Source organism: Nitratidesulfovibrio sp. (genome assembly GCF_040373385.1).
Taxonomy (GTDB): domain Bacteria; phylum Desulfobacterota; class Desulfovibrionia; order Desulfovibrionales; family Desulfovibrionaceae; genus Cupidesulfovibrio.
In genome coordinates this window covers 117237-135422 of sequence record NZ_JBDXXH010000001.1, presented here as the reverse complement: position 1 = coordinate 135422, position 18186 = coordinate 117237, and the positions used below count along the sequence as shown (strand labels likewise).

Genomic DNA, 18186 nt, shown 5'->3' with positions numbered 1-18186 from the left:
TGATGTAATGAAACGGCGCTCGCGCCACCAACGGAGGATAGCAAAATGGCGAGTTTCAAGGTGAACAAGACGATCGCGGAAATCAACGAACGCATTCGCCAAGGCAAGGCCGTGGTTCTGAATGCCGAGGAGATGACCGAGGCCGTCCGTCGAATGGGCAAGGAAAAGGCCGCCCGCGAAATCGACGTCGTCACCACCGGGACTTTCTCGCCGATGTGCTCCTCCGGGCTGCTCTTCAACATCGGCCAGCAGGACCCGCCCACCCTCAAGACCTCGAAGGTCTGGATGAACGACGTGCCCGCGTACGCGGGGCTTGCCGCCGTGGATTCCTACCTGGGCGCCACCGAACCCACCGAGGACGATCCGCTGAACAAGGTCTACCCCGGCCGGTTCAAGTACGGCGGCGGCCATGTCATCGAGGACCTTGTGCGCGGCAAGGCCGTGCATCTGCGGGCAGAAGCCTACGGCACCGACTGCTACCCGCGCAAGTCGCTGGACAAGAAGATCACCCTGTCCGAGCTGCCCTATGCACACCTGCTGAACCCGCGCAACTGCTACCAGAACTACAACGCGGCCGTGAACCTGACGAGCCGCATCATCTACACGTACATGGGCCCGCTGAAGCCCAACCTGCGCAACGTCAACTTCGCCACGGCGGGCCGCATATCGCCGCTGTTCAACGACCCGCTGTTCCGCACCATCGGCCTTGGCACCCGGATATTCCTGGGCGGCGGCACGGGGTACGTCCTTGGGGCGGGCACGCAGCACGTGGCGGCGCCCAAGCGCACCGAGCGCGGCCTGCCGCTTTCCCCGGCGGGCACCCTGATGCTGAAGGGCGACCTGAAGGGCATGAACCCGCGCTACCTGCGCGGCCTGTCCTTCCTGGGCTACGGCTGCTCGCTGGCCGTGGGCGTGGGCATTCCCATCCCCATCCTGAACGAGGAAATCGCCTGGTTCACCGGCGTGGACGACAGCGACATCCAGATGCCGGTCAAGGACTACGGGCACGACTACCCCAACTGCCTGCCGCGGGTCATCCAGCACGTGACCTACGAAGACCTGAAGAGCGGCGAGGTGGAGATCATGGGCAAGAAGGTGGAAACCGTGCCCATGACCAGCTACCCGCTGTCGCTGGAAGTGGCCAACACGCTGAAGGCGTGGATCGAAAAGGGCGAATTCCTGCTTACCGAGCCAGTGGAACTGCTGCCCTCGGCGTAAGGATTTCCTCCAAATTGCCCCTTCGCCCGTTGGCTTCGTCAAACTTCGCCTGCCATATCGGCCGAATACGATAAGAGTACGCGTTGCGGTCGCCATCCGTAATGCTCGAAGACTCGCATAACGGCTGCCGCACTCCCTCATGGCAGACTCGTTTTCCTCGCCAACGAACGAAGTGCCTGCTTTGGAGAAAGCCTCTGGCAGCCACACGAACTGAACTACCCGCCGGGCGCACGCAGACAACGCGCACCCGGCGGGTTTCGCCTTTCCGGTCTGGCGAGGGCTTGCCGTATTGCGCCGAAGCACTACCTTGTGCTTCGACAAGGCATCCCATCCCCCCACCAGGCACACCACATGACCAACACCGACACCCCGCGCCCCAGTACGCCGCTCCCTGCCGTGCAGGATCTGCCCCCCACCCTGAAAGACCTGCTGGCCACCATGCCGGAACTGGCGGTGGCCCTTTCCGGCGGGCTGGACAGCCGCTTCCTGACCCACGCCGCCCTGCTGGCGGGCTGCCGCGTCACCGCCCTGCACATCACCGGCCCGCACATGCCCCCGCGCGAAACGGAAGAGGCGCGCCGCTGGGCCACCGAACGCGGGGCCGCTTTCGTCACCGTACCGCTGAACCCGTTGGGCATACCGGCCATCGCTGCGGGCCAGCGCGACCGCTGCTACCATTGCAAGCACGCGGCCTTCACCGCCCTGCAGGCCACGGCCGCCCCCCTGCCCCTGTGCGACGGCACCAATGCCGACGACCTGACCGCCTACCGCCCCGGCCTGCGCGCCCTGGGCGAACTGGGCATCCGCTCGCCGCTGGCCGAAGCGGGCCTGTCCAAGGCCAACATCCGCCAATGGGCGGCGCGCACCGGCATGGACAGGCCGGATCAGGCCGCCCGCCCCTGCCTGCTTACCCGGCTGGCCTACGGCATGCAGCCGGACGCGGCCACCCTGGCCCGGCTGGCCGAGGCGGAAGAAGAACTGGAAAATCTTGGCCTGTGGGACTTTCGCCTGCGGCTGGCGCCGAATGCCCCGCCCCGCCTGCAAATCGGCCCGGCGCACGCGGCGGCGGAAAATGTGGCGGCAGGCACTACGGATACTGGCGGCATGGCGCAGCGCCCCTCATCCGCAGACCTGCTCCGGATACTGGCCCGGCACGGCTTCGGCGATGCCGCCATTGACGCGGGCGGACCGGTGAGCGGCTACTTCGACCGCTGACCCCGGCCCGCGCGCTGGCCCATCCCGTTCATCCGGTTCACTTGGCTCACCTGGCACGCACCACTGGACAAAACCCGTGGTTCGCGATAGGTGGTCCCTCTTATCTCACGCGATTTCACGGAGGAGTCCCCCATGGCCCACAAGAAGATCGAACGCAAGAAAGAACTGGATCGTCGCCGTCAGCGCCGCGAAAAGCGTCTGAAGCAGCGCGTGCGCGAAGCGAAGGCCGCCGCCAAGTCCTAAGGCATCCAGGTTTTTCGTTCCGCCGCAAGAACGCCCCGCGCTTCGCGCAACGTGCCCCCGGTGGCACGTCGCCCGAGGCGCGTGTGCTTCCTGCGGTGCGGGTCGCCCCCACGCATCCGCCCCACACGCCGCACTGCATGCGGCATGCATGGGGTGCGCAGGACGATCCATGCACCATCCGGAACATATACCTCGCCATGCATGCAGCACCCGGCAGCGGGCATGGCGGTGACCACGCCCCACCCGTCGCACGGCACCACACCGCCGTGCATGTCGTTCCGTGCTCCATCGCATGGCCTTCCCGTTTGACAACGCGTACGACGCTGTTTAGGCTCGTGCATCACGCGTAGGTTCTGCAAGGAGGGTAGCATGCCCATCTACGAATATCGTTGCAGCGACTGCGAGCAGATCTTCGAGGAATGGCTGAAGACCTTCGACGAAGCCCCCCGCTCCTGTCCGGTGTGCGGTGGCCACGCCGATCGCATCGTGTCCAACACCAGCTTCGTGCTCAAGGGCGGCGGCTGGTACGTCACCGACTACGGCAACCGCTCGACCACCGATGCGCACGCGGGCGCGGGTGCGGGCGCGGAAGCCTCCGGCAACGGCGACGCAGGGTCCAACGGCTCCGGCGGCTCCGGCGGCTCCGGCGATTCCGGTGCCTCCACCGCCCCTGCCGCGTCCTCCGGCACCGCCACTTCGGGCGAAAGCCCGGCCAAGTGTGCCTCGGCCGCCCCGTCGGGCGGCTGCGCCGCCGCGTCGGCCACAGGCTCGTAGCATCCCGGGGCAGCCAGCAAGGCTGCCCCTTTTCACGAGCGGTCCCGGCTTCGCGCCAGTTCCGCGCCAGATCCGCGCCAGCCCCGTGGATGCCCCGCGCCATATCCACGGATGCTCCGCAGATTACCCGCGCATGGCCGTGCGCATCGGCACGCGTCGTACCGGCCAGGAAATCAAGGCGCACCGGCCCCGTCGGCCAGCCATGCCGCCCCGGCGACCCACGCAACAGCACCAGCACTGCATCAGCAAGGAAGCCACGATGATCGACCGTTACTCCCGCCCAGAGATGGCCCGCATCTGGACCCTCGAAAACCGCTTCCGCGCCTGGCTCGACGTGGAACTGGCCGTGTGCGAGGCATGGCACCGCCTGGGTGTCATCGGTGCGGACGACATGCGCATCATCCGCGAAAAGGCCGACTTCGACGTGGACCGCATCCTGGAAATCGAACAGGAAACCCGCCACGACGTCATCGCCTTTCTCACCGCCGTGGAAGAAAAGGTGGGGCCCCCGGCCCGGCTCATTCATCTGGGCTGCACCTCGTCGGACATCGTGGACACGGCCAACGGCCTGCTGCTGGCCCAGGCTGGCGAACTGATCCTGAAGGGCTTCGAACGGCTGCTGTCCACCCTGGAAACGCTGGCCTTCGCCAACAAGGGCCGCCTGTGCATGGGCCGCACCCACGGCATCCACGCCGAACCCACCAGCTTCGGCCTGAAGATGGCGGGCTTCCACGCCGAATTCCAGCGCCACGTGGCCCGCTTCCGCGATGGGCTTGAAAGCGTGCGCGTGGGCAAGATTTCCGGCGCCGTGGGCACCTACGCCATGCTCGATCCCCGCGTTGAGGCCATCGCCTGCGAAATCCTGGGCCTGGCCGTGGACCCCATTTCCACCCAGGTCATCCAGCGCGACCGGCACGCCCATTTCTTCACCTCGCTGGCGCTGGCCGCCGGCGGCGTGGAACGGCTGTGCGTGGAACTGCGCCACCTGCAACGCACCGAAGTGCTGGAGGCCGAAGAAGGCTTCGCCAAGGGACAGAAGGGTTCGTCGGCCATGCCGCACAAGAAGAACCCCATCTCGGCGGAGAACATGACCGGCCTTTCGCGCCTGATCCGCACCAACTCGCTGGCCGCCATGGAAAACATGGCCCTGTGGCACGAGCGTGACATCAGCCATTCCTCGGTGGAACGGGTGATCATGCCCGACTCCACCATCCTCATGGATTACGTGCTGCACCGCCTGTCGGGCCTGTTGTCCAACCTGCGGGTGATCCCCGAGAACATGGACCGCAATCTGGCCGGTTCGTACGGGCTGTACTACTCGCAGCGCGTGCTGCTGGCCCTGGTGGAATCGGGCATGGCCCGCCAGGAGGCCTACGTGATGGTGCAGCGCTGCGCCATGCAGAGTTGGGAAACAAGAAAGCCTTTCCCGGACATGGTGCGGGCCGACGCGGACATCACCGCGCGCCTTGCTCCCTCCGTCCTTGATGAACTGTTTGATCCCGGCTACTATCTGCGCCACGAAAACATGATCTTCCAGCGGGTGTTCGGCCGCAGCTAAGACATACCGGGCGGTCCATCCGCCCGGTGCGCGAACGCACGGCGCCCCAACGCATGATGCCCAGACGCATGATGCCAGACAACGCAAGGGCACCGGACCACGGAACCACGCACACCCGCCATCGCAAGGATACCCATGAACGACCTTCGCACCCGCCTGGCCCGCCTGCTTGTGGAAAAATCATACCGTGAGGGCGATTTCACCCTTACTTCGGGCCGGAAGAGCGACTACTACTTCGACTGCAAGCAGACAGCCCTGCACGCCGAGGGTTCGTGGCTCATCGGTTCGCTGTTCAACGACCTGCTGCGCGACGTCCCGGTGGTGGGCGTGGGCGGCATGACCTTGGGCGCCGACCCGCTGATCTCCGCCACCACGGTCATCTCGCACGAGCGGGGTCGCCCGCTGGCGGGCTTCATCGTGCGCAAGCAGCCCAAGGGGCATGGCACCGACCAGTACGTGGAAGGCCTTGCCAATTTTGCCCCCGGAGACCCCGTGGCCATGCTGGAAGACGTTGTCACCACTGGCGGTTCCCTGTTAAAGGCTTGCGAACGGGTAGAGGCCGCCGGCCTGCGCATCGTGGCGGTGTGCACCGTACTGGACCGTGAGGAAGGCGGCAGGCAGGCCATCAAGGATGCCGGGTACGACCTGATCTCGATCTTTACCCGCAAGGAACTGGTGGACGCCGCACGTTCCTAGCCGCCCGTTCCGCGTGGCCTGTTTGACGCAACGAGCGTTTTCGAACCATACCTGCCCATGGCGCCTCGCTTCGGAGAGGTGGGCAGAACGTCCGGCACAGCCTGGTCCCACCGGCTGCGCCGACAGATACAGCACAAGGCCCCGGCGGCCAGCCCCCGACCGACACCGCGCCAATGCGGCGCGCGTCGGTCACCTAGACGGGGGCACAGGCACCCCATCCGCCGTTTCGACGGATCACCGCGCCCCCCTGGGGGTGCACAGCCCGCGCACCGAGATGCATCGAAGCACCATCCGCGCCCTTCACCGCCTGCTGCCTGCCGCTGCCCTGCTGCTTTCGCTTTTCTGTCCCCTTTCCGCCGCCGCCGACGGGTGGCACGTGCGCATCCCGGACGACGCGGGCACGCCGCGCCGCCTGGTGGCCGTGGACAAGGAAGACCAGAAGCTGCACATCTACGAGCGCCACAGCCCCCTCAAGCTTGCCGCCAGCTACGTCTGCACCACCGGGCAGGCCACGGGCGACAAGCAGACGGCTGGCGACCTGAAGACCCCCGAAGGCATCTACTTCGTGGTCAACAAGCTGGCCGCCGGGCTGGACATGGAGATGTACGGCGGCATCGCCTACACCCTGAACTACCCCAACCCCGTGGACAGGCTGCGCCGCAAGACCGGCTCCGGCATCTGGATCCACAGCAAGGGGCACGACATCATCCCGCGCGAGACCAAGGGCTGCATTGCCCTGAACCGGGCCGACATCGACAAGGCGGGCAAGCTGTTCGTGCCCGGCACTCTCGTGGCCGTGGCCGGGGACGTGGGTACCGATGCCTCCCCCACCAAGGAAGACAAGGCCACCGCGCGCAAGCTGGAAGACAAGGTCAAGGGCTGGGCAAAGGCATGGGGTTCGCGCTCGCCCGCCATGTTCGACTATTACGACCCGGACGCCTACACCGCCGCGCAGGAAGAATCCTTTTCCGCGTTCCGCACCCAGAAGGAACGGCTGTTCAAGCAACTGGCGTGGGTCCAGACTTCTGTTTCCGACGTGCAGGTGATGCAGGGCCCCGGCTACTGGGTAACCTGGTTCAACCAGTACTACCGCGCCCCCAACATGACCACCGAAGGCATCCGCCGCCTGTACTGGCAGCCCGACAAGAAGGGCGAGTACCGCATCGTGGGCATGGAATGGGTTCCCGCCGACGTGGGCATGGAGGCCAACTACCTCGAAACGGTATCGCCCCAGGTCACGGCCTTTGTCGAAAAATGGCGCAAGGCATGGGAACGCGGCGACGTGAAGGGCTACATCGCCTGTTACGCCGACGACGCCGACCAGGCCCCGCGCAAGGGTGCCGCGGCCATCCGCCAGCAGAAGCAGGAACTGTGGCGCAAGGCCAAGCCCGCCAAGGTCCAGTTGAAGGGCCTGCGCATAGAGGCCGTGGCTGGCGGCGTGCGCGCCGACATGACCCAGGATTACCGCGACGTCACCGGCAACGGTGACCGGGGCGTGAAGACCCTGCTGCTGCGCCAGGACGGCCAGGGCTGGGAAATCGTCAAGGAAGAATGGAGCCCTGCCGCCCGATGATGACCGACGAGAAATACAGCCTGCTGCTCATGCGCGACGACTGCCGCGTGCGTCGCCTGCGCGTGAGCCCCCTGGCCCTGCGACTGCTCACCGTTTCGCTGGTGTTGCTGCCGCTGTTGGCCACCTTCGGGGTATGGGCCGGTTTCTCGTTCTGGCAGGCCAACCGGGCGCTGATGAGCCAGAACCAGTCCCTCGACCGGGAGTTGAAGGAAGCACGGGTGGAACTGGAGCGGCTTTCCAACCTCGAATCGCTGTTGCGCGGCAGCGATCCGGAGGAACTGCGCTCCCTGCTGGGCAGCGCAGCCCTGGCCTCTCCGCCCGCTCCGGCCCCTGCCACCCCGGGTGACGCCAACGGGGCGGGTGACGGTGTGGTGGCAGTGCCCGGCCAGGCGAATGGGCAGGCGCAGGGCCAGACGGCCAACCAGCCGTCCACCAGCGCATCGGGTTCCCTCGCCAACGGTGCCGACGCCCGCGTGCCCGATGCGGCCAGCCAGGCCGTGGCCGCCGCCGTGGCCGACTCCCCCGGCGAGGCCCGCGAGGCCCTCAGCACCGGCGAGGCCCGCGTGGACAACGTGGCCGTGCGCCACGGATCGGGCAAGCGGCTGCGCATCAACTTCGACCTGACCAATCCCGACCCCAAGAAGCTGCTGGCCGGTCAGGCCGTGCTGTCCGTACAGGCTGCCGACGGGCGCATTCTGCCCCTGAAGGTGGACCCGGACACCATCCGTTTCCAGATCTCGCGTTTCAAGAAGATGGTCACTTCCGCGCCGCTGCCCGACGGAGTGGCCCCCGCCGACGTCCAGTCCCTGGTGGTGGAACTGGAGTCCGAAGGCCGGATCATCTACCGCGAACAGTACCCCGTGCCCGCGCCCGAGAAATAGCCCCCAGGCCAATTAGCTGGCCAATTCGCCAGGCAATTTCCGGGCAATTCGCCGGACACGTGCCCGACACGTGCCCGACACCTCCCGACAGCCCACCGGGTAATTCACCGGGCTGGCCCCACCGCTTCACGCACACCCCCTGCCCCGGCACCTCGGACATCTCTCGGCCGCCCCCGTTTGGCGGCCGTTTGCCTTTGCGCGCCGCACTCTGCGCCCCGGCATCTTTCCGCGCCGCATCGCCTGCTTCCGCGTCCTTTACGCCCGTTCACCCCTTTCGCCCGGCCCGCCATGTCGGCGCGGTGGCGCACCCGCCGCCGGACGCAAAACCGCCCGGCATGCGCGGGGCATGCCGGGCGGCTGTTCATTCCGTATATGCTGCGAGGCCCGTGCGGATCACTCCCGCAAGGGGGCATCGCCGCCGTCCGCACCCACCAGCGACTGGCGGGCATCGGGTTCGGCATCGCGGTCGCGGGCTCCAAGCCCGGCATGGCCGTTGCCGTTGCGCCCATCGGCGGGGCGCACCGCGTCCAGTACCTCGCGCACCGTGTCCAGGGCCTGCCCGCGTTCCTGGGCCAGGCGCTGCCACTTCTTCTTTTCCTTCTTCAGCGCTTCCACGGTCTGCAACAGGTCGCGCACGGTGTGCGCCGGGTAGCCCGGCGTGGCGTGCGCGCCCCGACGCAGTTCCTCGTCGTTGCGCTGGCGGATGGCTTCGAGCTGTGTGGCGTTCAGGATCACGGGGGTCACGGGTGGAACCGATGGCGGTTCCGGGTTCGGGTCATGGTATGGAGCCGCGCGCCCCCCGTGCGGACGGGAGCCACGCGGCACCGATCATCTCGTGCTATTCCGCCGTGGCGGGTTCCGGCAGCTTCATGTCCACTTCGGTCGCGGGGGCGCCGCAACCGCAGAACGAGCCCATGCCGTACTCCACCCGCTCCTTGTATTCCTGCTGCTTGCCGAGGTTCCAGCGGCTGACCGGGCGGTAGTAGCCCACCACGCGGGTGTACACTTCCGCCTCTTCGCCGCACTCGGGGCAGTTCATGTGTTCGCCGCGCAGATAGCCGTGGGTCTGGCACACCGAAAAGGTGGGCGTGACCGAGATGTACGGGATGCGCGTCTTCTGCATGGCCTTCAGCAGGTAGTTCTTTACCGAGGCCTCGTCGGGCGCGGCCTCGCCAAGGAAGGAGTGGAACACCGTGCCGCCGTTGTACAGGGTCTGCAACTCGTTCTGGTGCTCCAGCGCGGCGAACACGTCTTCCGTGAAGCCCACGGGGAGCAGGGTGGAGTTGGTGTAGTACGGCGTGTCCCCGCCCGAAGTCGCAATGTCTTCGTACAGGGCGCGGTCGATGCGCGCAAGGCGGTAGCAGGTGCCTTCGCCGGGCGTGGCTTCAAGGTTGTACATGTGCCCGGTCTCTTCCTGGAAGCGCACGGTAAGTTCGCGCAGGTGGTGCAGCACGCGCTTCATCAGGCGCAGCCCGGCCTCGGTTTCGATGCCCTTGCCCAAGAGGTTCAGGCAGGCCTCGTGCCCGCCGATGAGCCCGATGGTGGAGAAGTGCCCTGCGTAGCCGTTCTTGAGGTAGCGGCGCGAGAACGGGAACATGCCCGCCTCCAGCATCTGGGTGCACAGCTTGCGCTTGAATTCCAGCGCGTCGCGGGCCATCTCCGCGTACTCGGTGATCATGTCGAGGAAGTCTTCCTCGCCCTGGGCCAGGTACGCGTACTTGGGCAGGTTCAGGGTGACCACGCCGATGGAGCCGGTAAGGTCGCCCGAGCCGAACAGGCCGCCGGTACGCTTGCGGATTTCGCGCAGGTCCATCTGCAGGCGGCAGCACATGGAGCGCACGTCCTCGGGATTGAGGTCCGAGTTGATGAAGTTCTGGAAGTAGGGGGCGCCGTACTTGGCCGTCATGCGCAGCAGCATCTTGCCGGTATCGGTGTCCCACGGAAAGTCGGGGGTGACGTTGTAGGTGGGAATGGGGAAGGAGAAGATGCGCCCGTCGGCGTCGCCTTCCAGCATCACCTCTATGAACGCCCGGTTGAACATGTCCATCTCGGCGGCGTATTCGCCGTAGGTGGTGTCCTGGTACTCGCCGCCGATGATCACCGGCTCGCCCGCGATGTGCTTGGGCGGGGCCATGTCCAGGGTAAAGTTGGTGAACGGGCTCTGCCCGCCCCAGCGCGAGGTGGTGTTCAGGTTGTACACCAGCTTCTGCACGCCCTGCTTGACCTCGTCGTAGGTCAGCTTGTCGTGGCGGATGAACGGGGCAAGATAGGTGTCGATGTTGTTGAACGCCTGCGCGCCCGCCCATTCGTTCTGCAGGGTACCAAGAAAGTTGACGATCTGCCCGCAGGCCGCGTCAAAGTGGCGCGCCGGGGAAGCGCAGCAGCGGCCCTTCAGGTTGAAGCCTTCCAGCAAAAGGTCGCGCAGGCTCCAGCCCGCGCAGTACCCGGCCAGGCCGAAGGACAGGTCGTGGATGTGGAAATAGCCGTGGGTGTGGGCCAGGCGAATTTCCTCGGGGTACTTTTCCAGCACGTAGCGCGCCTGAACCGAACCCGCCATGTGCAGGATGAGCCCTTGGAACGAATGGCCCATGTTGGAGTTTTCGTTGACGCGCCAGTCGGACCGGTCGAGGTAGCTTTCGATCATCCGGGCCACGTCAAGATAGGCCTCGTTCTGGCTGCGCAGTTCGCGGCGCTTTTCGCGGTAGATGATGTACCGCTCGGCCACGGCGTACAGGCGGGCTTCCATCAGCACGCGCTGGACAAGGTCCTGCACCTGCTCCTGCTCGGGCATGTCCACGCCGTCGAGCTTGGCCTCCACCCGTTGCGCCAGGCGCTTGCCCAGCAGGGGGTCCTTGATGCCGCTGGCCTTCAGGGCCTTGTTGATGGCGTGTCCCACCCGGTCCACGGACCAGGTTTCCACGCGACCGTCGCGCTTGCGAATATGTTGGGGCATGGGCAATGGCTCCCGGACGGCGGGCCGACGGAATTCCGCACGCCAAAGGCGCACGGCGGCGGGCCGCCCGTGGTAGGGCGCGTCGCGGGGGTACGTCGGTAACGTCCCTCGGCGCGCGGCGTGTTCCGTGAATCTTCTTGAGTCCGTTGCGGGCATCCGCGTGCCCGTGGCGGCAAGAAGCGCTCCGGCCAGGTCTTCTGGCTTTCCCCCGTCCGGCCCGCCTTCCCGGCGCGGGCGGAACCCGGTGCCAGTGGCGCTGCGGCGGCGGGGCGAAGCGGAGGCTTCGCGCCCGTGCCGGGGCGGACGTTGCGCGTCGTGCGCGCGGGGATCACAGCGGCGGGACCGCTCCGGTGTCGCACCGGATTCCCTTTGCCGGAGATCCTTGGAAATCTGCGTGGCTTGGTTTCGTGGGGGCGGCGTGGTCGTGTGACGCATGTCGCCAATGCCCCCAGCATGTAGCAAAACGGTGTGCCCTGTTCAACCGGCAAGCTTGCCCCCGGCCGCCCCAAATGGCCCCACCATGGCCCGCAGCCCTTGCCGCCCTAGGCGGAAAAAAAGCGGCCCGCACCCGCTGCCCGTCCTGCCCATCCCTGTCGCCCCCGCCGCCCCGCCAGGGCAGTGCGCCCCCGCACGAAACGGCGAACAATCCGAAATTCCCCCTAAAGCCTGCGCCAGATATGCCGATAGGCGTCATGAGGTGTAGTGCATCACACGCCGGGGAGCGGACGTGAGCGACAAGTCGCTGAACACCATGCTGGTGGAATATTCACTGCAACTGCTGCAGCAGGACATGCTGACCAATTCGCTGTTCATGGGCGGGTCCGTCGGCACGTCACTGCGCGACATGCTGCTGACCGAAACCCAGTCGCGCAAGGTGACGGACCCCACCGCCGCCGCCCTCACCGGCAGGTTGCGGGCAGATGCGGGCATGCTGCGCCAGGCGTCCAGCAACGTGTCCGAGGCCAAGTCCATCATGGACCTGGCCAACTCCGGCGCCACCACGCTGAAGTCCGCCCTCACCCGCATGCAGGAACTGGCCAACGGCGTGGCCACCGGCACCATGACCTATGCATCGGTGCAGGCGGAATACAATTCGCTGGCCTCGCAGATCACCCAGACCGTGGCCTCCACCTCGTACAACGGCATTGCCCTGCTGGACGGTTCGGTCTGGGCCTCCGACGACCGGGTCACCGTGTCCGGCAGTTCCGGCAGCATAGAGATACAGTCCGGCACCAGCAGCTTCGACCTGGCCCTGACCGACTTTTCGTCGTTCAAGAACGCCTTCACCAGCACCCAGATCAACACCGTGGGCAAGGCTGCCGCCATGGTCACCACGCTGGGCGGGCACATCACCACCGTGGGCACCGCATCCACCAACTACGCGGCACGCGCAACGTTGCTGGACAGCCAGGCATCCTCGCTGGCCTCGCAGGCGGACATCATGGACACCGCCGCCGCCACCCGCGCCAAATCCAACGAGAACCGCTCATTGGAAGAACTGGTGCTGGACCTTCTGCTGCGCGAAACCGGCACCATCACCGACGAAGAGGCCTGAGGCCCCGCGCCGTACCCGTCCCCCCCTTTTCCGCCCCATGGGTTCTCCGCCCGTGGGGCGGCGGCGTTTGCGACCAGCGCCACGAGCGTGCCGCTCTCGCCCGCAATACGGCGGCAGGTGGCGCCGCCACGCAACAGCCCGGCGCGACGCGCGAAGTTCCATGGCGTAACGCGCAGCCCCGCCCCATTCCATTGCCGCCCCGCAACGGCGTGTTACGAAGTGTAACTTGCTGGCTGCCGCCGTTGACTTTGCGCGGGTTCGGCGCGATATGCGCCTCGACGTGCCGGTGTGCCCGGCACGCGCGCCCCACTGCACCTTCCGGCCCTTGTCGCCTGCACGCGGGAGCGCCTGTTCACAGACTCCGGCCACCGCACCCGCGGGGCCAACCCACGGTTTTCATGAAGGAGAACCGACATGTTGCAGAAGACCACCGCCCTGTTCGCCTCGCTTGCCCTTGCCGCCGCCGTTGCCCTGCCCGCCCTGCCTGCCTGGGCGGACGACGAGACCCCGCCCAATGGTCGCCCCGACCTGCGCAAGGAGCGCAAGGACGACCGGCAGGAGCATCGCATGGAACGCAGGGATGATCGCAAGGACCATCGTGACGACCGACGCGATGACCGCCGCGACCAGCACATGGAGCGCAAGGACGATCGCATGGAACGCCGCGACGACCGCCGCGACCAGCACATGGAACGCAAGGATGACCGCATGGAGCGCCGGGACGACCGCAAGGACGACCGCAAGGACGACCGGCATGATCGGCGTGAAGACCGCAAGGACGATCGCGGCAACGACCGTCCCGTTCCGCCCGCTCCCGCCGAATAGCGCCTGATAGCGCCCGGCTTCATCCGGACGCGCCGCCCTCCCATGCGTGATGGCATGTGGCAACACGTGGCGGCGCATGTTGACGACGGACAGGGGCCGCCGACCGGTAACGGTCGGCGGCCCCGCACCGTTGCAACGTCACCGCATCCGCCCCCGGCAGTTGATCACGACCCGCCCGCACCCTGCGGCGGCGGCCCGCGCCGGACGCCTTGCCACCCGCCGCACACCATGCGAAAAGGCAGCGGCCACGCGGGGCGCATTGCCCCGCATGCCCGTCACGCCCGTCAGATAATGTCAGATAATGTCGAATCCTGTCGCGGTCCGCGCGCACCCCGAACCGGAGCCGTCCCATGCCCGTCCCCTTCGCCCTGCCCGTGCCGGTGGTCACCGTCGGCCTGCTGCTGCTTTCCAACGTATTCATGACCTTCGCCTGGTACGGTCACCTGAAGTTCAAGGCCAGCCCGCTCATGGTGGCCATACTGGTGAGCTGGGGCATCGCCTTCTTCGAATACTGCCTCCAGGTGCCCGCCAACCGTGCGGGTTACGGCCATTTCAACGCAACGGAACTGAAGACCATCCAGGAGATCATTTCGCTCTCCGTGTTTCTGGTCTTCTCGGTGCTCTATCTGGGCGAGCCGTTGAAGTGGAACTATCTCGTGGGGTTCTGCCTGATCGTGGTGGCCACGTTCTTCATCTTCAAGGAATGGTGAGCAGGCTATCGGCGGCGTCGCCCGTTCCGCAGGATCCGCTGGGGTCAAACGCCCGCTCCACCCGGTTGCGGCCCCCCGCCTTGGCCCGGTAGAGCGCCCTGTCCGCCTCGCGCAGCAGCGTATCGGCCCCGTCGCACGGCGGGCTGGCGGCCACGCCCAGGCTCAGGGTAACGGTAAGCGGCCCGGCGGCAGTCAGCAGCGGCGCAGCCTCCACGCCCGCCCGCAGCCGCTCTGCCACGGCCATGGCTTCTTCCGGGGCGGTGTCCGGCAGCATCACGGCGAATTCCTCGCCGCCGATGCGCCCCACGACGTCAACGTCGCGCACCTCTGCCCGACAGATGGTGGCCAGCGAACGGAGCACCTCGTCGCCCACGGCATGGCCCCAGGTGTCGTTGACCCGCTTGAACCGGTCCACATCGATGGAGATCAGGGCCAGGGGAGTGCCGTAGCGGCGGTGGCGCTGCACTTCGTGCTCCAGCGCTTCCAGAAACCGCCTGCGGTTGACCAGCCCGGTCAGTCCGTCCGTGGTGGCCAGTTGGCGCAGCCGTTCCTGCGCCTCGCGGTGTTCGGTGGTGTCGGTGATGATGCCGCAGTAGACGATGCCGGGTTCCCCGCACAGGTCCGCCGCACCGGATTGCCCGGCATCCACGGGCCTGGCCTCGCCCCGCCACCAGCGCACCTCGCCGCCGGGCAGCACCAGCCGCCCTTCGAACACCCAGTCGCCATGCCGCTCCGCCGCGTCGCGCAGCGAAAGTTCCCACACCGTGCGGTCCGCCGGGTGCACCGGCAGGGCCCGCCAGTCCCGCAGCAGCGCTTCGGGGGGCAGGCCCAGTATCTCGTGGCTGCGCGGGCTGACGTAGGTGAACCGCCGGTCGCCCGGCACCTCGCGCCATTGCAGCACCACCCCCGGCACCGTGGCCGCCATGGCCCGCAGGCGCGCCTCGCTGGTGCGCAACTCTTCCACCATGCGCCGCAGCGCCGTGACGTCGCGCCCCACGCCGTAGATCAGCCCCTGCTCGGGCACGAAGGCGGAATTCCAGGATATCCAGCGCCATGAGCCGTCACGGCACTGGGTGCGGTTCTCCATGTTGGTAACCACGCCGCGCTCGCGCAAGAGGTCCAGCCCCTGCATGGTGTCGGCCTGGTCGTCGGGGTGCACCAGCGCCACCCACGGGCGGTCCAGCAATTCCTCCTTGGACCAGCCCAGCACTTCCTGCCAGGCGGGGTTCAGTTCGCGAAAGTACCCATCCATCCCGCCCACGCACATCAGGTCGGGCGACAGGTTGAACAGCCGCCGCCGGTCCTCTTCCGCGCGCCGCCGGACGGACACGTCGCGCACGATGCCCGCCACCCGCAGGGGCAACCCATCGCCGTCGCGTTCCACCACCCGCCCGGTTTCCTGAATCCAGCGCCATGTGCCGTCCGCCCCCTGCACCCGGTATTCCGCCTCGCAACGGGGCGAGAGCCCGGAAAGATGCCGCCGCCGCGCCCGTTCCAACCCCGGCAGGTCGTCCGGATGCACCCGCATGCGCCACGACGCCATCATGGGCGCGCACTCCACCCGGCCAAGCCCCAGCACATCGCCCCAGCGGGTATCGCACCCCACCTCGTCGGTGACCACATGCCAGTTGAAGCTGCCGATGCCCGCCCCGTCCATGACCATTTCCAGGTGCTGTTCGCTGCGGCGCAGGGCTTCCTCGGCCCGGGTGCGATCGGTGATGTCGTGGATGATGGTGTACAGCAGGGTGCGTTCGAACAGCCGCACCGGCACGGAGTGCACTTCGACCTCGCGGGTCTCTCCCGAGGCCAGGCGATGGCGCGAGAGGAAGCTCGTCAGCCGTCCCTCGCGCAGGTCGGCCAGCCGCCGCGCCTGTTCCTCGGGGCCCAGGGTGCCGATGGCGCTGACGGTCATGCCGCACAGCGCCCCGTCCGGGTAGCCGTAGAAGACGGATGCCGCCGGGTTGCCCTCGATGATGCAGCCCGTTTCCGCGTCCACCAGCAGCATGACCGCCGAATGGTACCGGAACAGCTGCTCGTACAGCGATACGCCGAAGGACAGCGATGCCGGAGGGTCGCAGACATGGCTGCCGGACAAGCCTGCTCCGGACAAGCCTGCCCCGGACACGTCCGCCCCGGACACGCCTGCCCCTGACGGAACGGAGGAGACCCTGAAAGGAGGCTGGTCCCCGGCTGCGGGAAGTTCGGATAATTCGGGGGATGCGGAGGCAGCAGAAGCGGCAGGGGAAGAAGGGAAACTGAAGGCATCGGACGTGGGCTGACCGTTACAACCCGGTGACCCGGACGAATCCGGCTGGCCGATGGGCGAGGCTCCACGCCCGCGCGGGGACTTTCGCCCCTCATCGCACCGAACCGTCCCGGCACCCGCCGTCGCCGACGGTCCGGGGGTCTTTCGCCTGTTGCCGTGCGCCATGTGCCGCCCTCCCTCTGGTCAGGCATTCTATGCCCACTCCGAAGAATATGCGCAAACCCGTTAGAATGGCGTCTGCCGGGCCCTGGCCCCGCATTCGTCCGGCAACCGACCGGCAACATACCGGCAACCGCCCGGCAACGGGGCGCTTTCGAAGTTCCCGCAGGGCAACACGCCAAACAAGAACCCCAGGCAAAAAAACGCGCGGGAAGGATCTGCCCTCCCGCGCGCCGTGGTGCCGTATCGAGTTGCGCGCCGCCGCAGCGGCCGCGCCTACTGGACCATCACGAACTTGCCGCCCTTGACCTGCAACATGACCATGGAATCCTCGCCCAGGCCGTTGTGGTCCTGCGGGCCAAGGGTGAACACGCCGCTCACGCCCACCAGCCCCTTGGTGGCCTCCAGCGCGTCACGCACCCTTGCCGGTTCCGTGCCCACCTGGCGCATGGCCTCCACCAGCAGCAACAGGGCGTCCCATGCATAGCCGGAGTGGGTGTTGATGGGGTACTGCGCGTCGTACTTGTACTCGTCGCGGTACAGGCGCACGAACTCGGCGATGACCTTCTTCTGCGGGTCGCTGTCGGGCAGGGCTTCCCAGGTCATCAGCTTGGTGGCGGGCATCAGGTCGCCTTCGGACGCCTCGCCCGCCAGCTTGATGTACGCCGGGTCGGGCAGGCCGTGGCATTGCAGCAACGGCATGGTCAGGCCCAAGGCATGGTGGTTCTTGGACACGATGGACCCGGCGGGTCCGATGGTCCAGCAGATCACCGCCTGCGGCCCCTTGCCCGCCAGTGCGGTGAGTTGGGTCTTCATGTCCACGTCGGTGGGCTTGAACTGCTCTGCCCCCACGATCTCGATGCCGTATTCCGGGGCCAGCGACCGCAGCCAGCGTTCGCCGTCCTGCCCGAAGTTGTCGCCCGAAAGCAGTAGGGCCACCTTGGTCAGCTCATGCTTTTTCAGGTACCCCAGCACCTTGCGCACCGCCGTGGACGACCGCTGCGGCGACTTGAAGACCGACCGGGCCGTGCCGAAGTCCATGTTGCCCAGCTTGCCTTCCATGATCACCGGGTCGCCGCCCACGGTCATCACCGTGGGAATGCCGGAGGATTCGATCTGGCGCTTCACGGCCATGCCTTCGTCGGTGCGGGTGGGGCCGATGACGGCAACCACCTTTTCCTCGCTGACGAAGCGCTTGAAGGTCAGCACCGCCTTGGTGGGGTCGCCTTCCGTGTCGCCCAGCACCAGTTCGATGGGGCGGCCATTGATGCCGCCTTCCTTGTTCACCTTGTCCACGAACATCTGGGCCACCAGCTTGGTGGGGGTGCCCACGGGGGCGGTGGGACCGGACAGGGCGAAGAACGCGCCGATCTTTACCGGATCGGCAGCCTGCGCGGTGGCGGCGGGCAGGCCCGCGCCCAGCAGCAACGCCGGAAGTGCCAGTGCGGCCACGCCCAACCGGCACACCGCGCGGAACATGGATGCGAAGTTCATGCGAATCTCCTCTCCCACGCGGCGCAGGGGGCGGCGCATGGGGCGTGGTTGCGCGCCGTGCCGGTA

14 protein-coding genes and 1 riboswitch are annotated in these 18186 nt (G+C 67.1%); of the genes, 10 read left to right on the top strand and 4 right to left on the bottom strand.

Going from position 1 to position 18186, the window contains the following annotated elements; translation table 11 throughout:
- Nucleotides 1–45: 45 nt before the first annotated feature.
- The 7 genes from ABWO17_RS00520 (at nucleotide 46) to ABWO17_RS00490 (ending at nucleotide 8158) form a co-directional block, all read left to right on the top strand.
- A complete protein-coding gene (locus ABWO17_RS00520; RefSeq protein ID WP_353114999.1) occupies nucleotides 46–1218 on the top strand; it encodes a homocysteine biosynthesis protein in 1173 nt (390 codons plus the stop codon).
- A gap of 351 nt (nucleotides 1219–1569) precedes the next feature.
- Nucleotides 1570–2433, top strand: a complete 864-nt coding sequence (larE, locus tag ABWO17_RS00515; protein ID WP_353114997.1) for an ATP-dependent sacrificial sulfur transferase LarE — start codon at nucleotides 1570–1572, stop codon at nucleotides 2431–2433.
- Nucleotides 2434–3045: 612 nt separating this feature from the next.
- The gene (locus ABWO17_RS00510) at nucleotides 3046–3450 is read left to right on the top strand and encodes an FmdB family zinc ribbon protein (protein WP_353114995.1); all 405 of its coding nucleotides are present in this window, start codon (nucleotides 3046–3048) and stop codon (nucleotides 3448–3450) included.
- 259 nt (nucleotides 3451–3709) lie between these two features.
- Complete coding sequence (purB, locus tag ABWO17_RS00505; protein WP_353114993.1) at nucleotides 3710–5008, top strand: adenylosuccinate lyase; 1299 nt, start codon at nucleotides 3710–3712, stop codon at nucleotides 5006–5008.
- A gap of 135 nt (nucleotides 5009–5143) precedes the next feature.
- Nucleotides 5144–5704, top strand: coding sequence for an orotate phosphoribosyltransferase (pyrE, locus tag ABWO17_RS00500; protein WP_353114991.1), 561 nt, complete (start codon nucleotides 5144–5146; stop codon nucleotides 5702–5704).
- Between the two features lie 274 nt (nucleotides 5705–5978).
- On the top strand, nucleotides 5979–7277 hold the full coding sequence (locus ABWO17_RS00495) for a L,D-transpeptidase family protein (RefSeq protein ID WP_353114989.1): 1299 nt from the start codon (nucleotides 5979–5981) through the stop codon (nucleotides 7275–7277).
- Nucleotides 7277–8158 (top strand): hypothetical protein, encoded by an 882-nt coding sequence (locus tag ABWO17_RS00490; protein ID WP_353114988.1) that lies wholly within the window; start codon nucleotides 7277–7279, stop codon nucleotides 8156–8158. Before ABWO17_RS00495 ends, ABWO17_RS00490 begins: the two co-directional genes overlap by 1 nt.
- A gap of 393 nt (nucleotides 8159–8551) precedes the next feature.
- Here the strand turns inward: ABWO17_RS00490 and ABWO17_RS17115 are convergent, their stop codons facing one another.
- Both ABWO17_RS17115 and ABWO17_RS00480 read right to left on the bottom strand, forming a co-directional pair.
- Nucleotides 8552–8902, bottom strand: coding sequence for a hypothetical protein (locus tag ABWO17_RS17115; protein ID WP_502914846.1), 351 nt, complete (start codon nucleotides 8900–8902; stop codon nucleotides 8552–8554).
- Between the two features lie 94 nt (nucleotides 8903–8996).
- Nucleotides 8997–11111, bottom strand: a complete 2115-nt coding sequence (locus tag ABWO17_RS00480) for a ribonucleoside triphosphate reductase (protein ID WP_353114986.1) — start codon at nucleotides 11109–11111, stop codon at nucleotides 8997–8999.
- Nucleotides 11112–11280: 169 nt separating this feature from the next.
- Nucleotides 11281–11503: riboswitch (cobalamin riboswitch) on the bottom strand.
- A gap of 335 nt (nucleotides 11504–11838) precedes the next feature.
- Here ABWO17_RS00480 and ABWO17_RS00475 point away from each other — a divergent pair.
- From ABWO17_RS00475 to ABWO17_RS00465, 3 genes are all read left to right on the top strand, one after another.
- Nucleotides 11839–12666, top strand: coding sequence for a flagellin (locus ABWO17_RS00475; protein ID WP_353114984.1), 828 nt, complete (start codon nucleotides 11839–11841; stop codon nucleotides 12664–12666).
- Nucleotides 12667–13080: 414 nt separating this feature from the next.
- Nucleotides 13081–13491, top strand: coding sequence for a hypothetical protein (locus ABWO17_RS00470; RefSeq protein WP_353114982.1), 411 nt, complete (start codon nucleotides 13081–13083; stop codon nucleotides 13489–13491).
- A gap of 350 nt (nucleotides 13492–13841) precedes the next feature.
- Entirely contained in the window at nucleotides 13842–14201 is a 360-nt protein-coding gene (locus ABWO17_RS00465; RefSeq protein WP_353114980.1) for a DMT family protein, read from the top strand.
- Here the strand turns inward: ABWO17_RS00465 and ABWO17_RS00460 are convergent.
- Both ABWO17_RS00460 and ABWO17_RS00455 read right to left on the bottom strand, forming a co-directional pair.
- The gene (locus ABWO17_RS00460; protein WP_353114978.1) at nucleotides 14188–16296 is read right to left on the bottom strand and encodes a GGDEF domain-containing protein; all 2109 of its coding nucleotides are present in this window, start codon (nucleotides 16294–16296) and stop codon (nucleotides 14188–14190) included. The two genes, ABWO17_RS00465 and ABWO17_RS00460, sit on opposite strands and share 14 nt — an antisense overlap.
- Before the next feature lie 606 nt (nucleotides 16297–16902).
- Complete coding sequence (locus ABWO17_RS00455) at nucleotides 16903–18120, bottom strand: ABC transporter substrate-binding protein (protein WP_353114976.1); 1218 nt, start codon at nucleotides 18118–18120, stop codon at nucleotides 16903–16905.
- Nucleotides 18121–18186 lie beyond the last annotated feature (66 nt).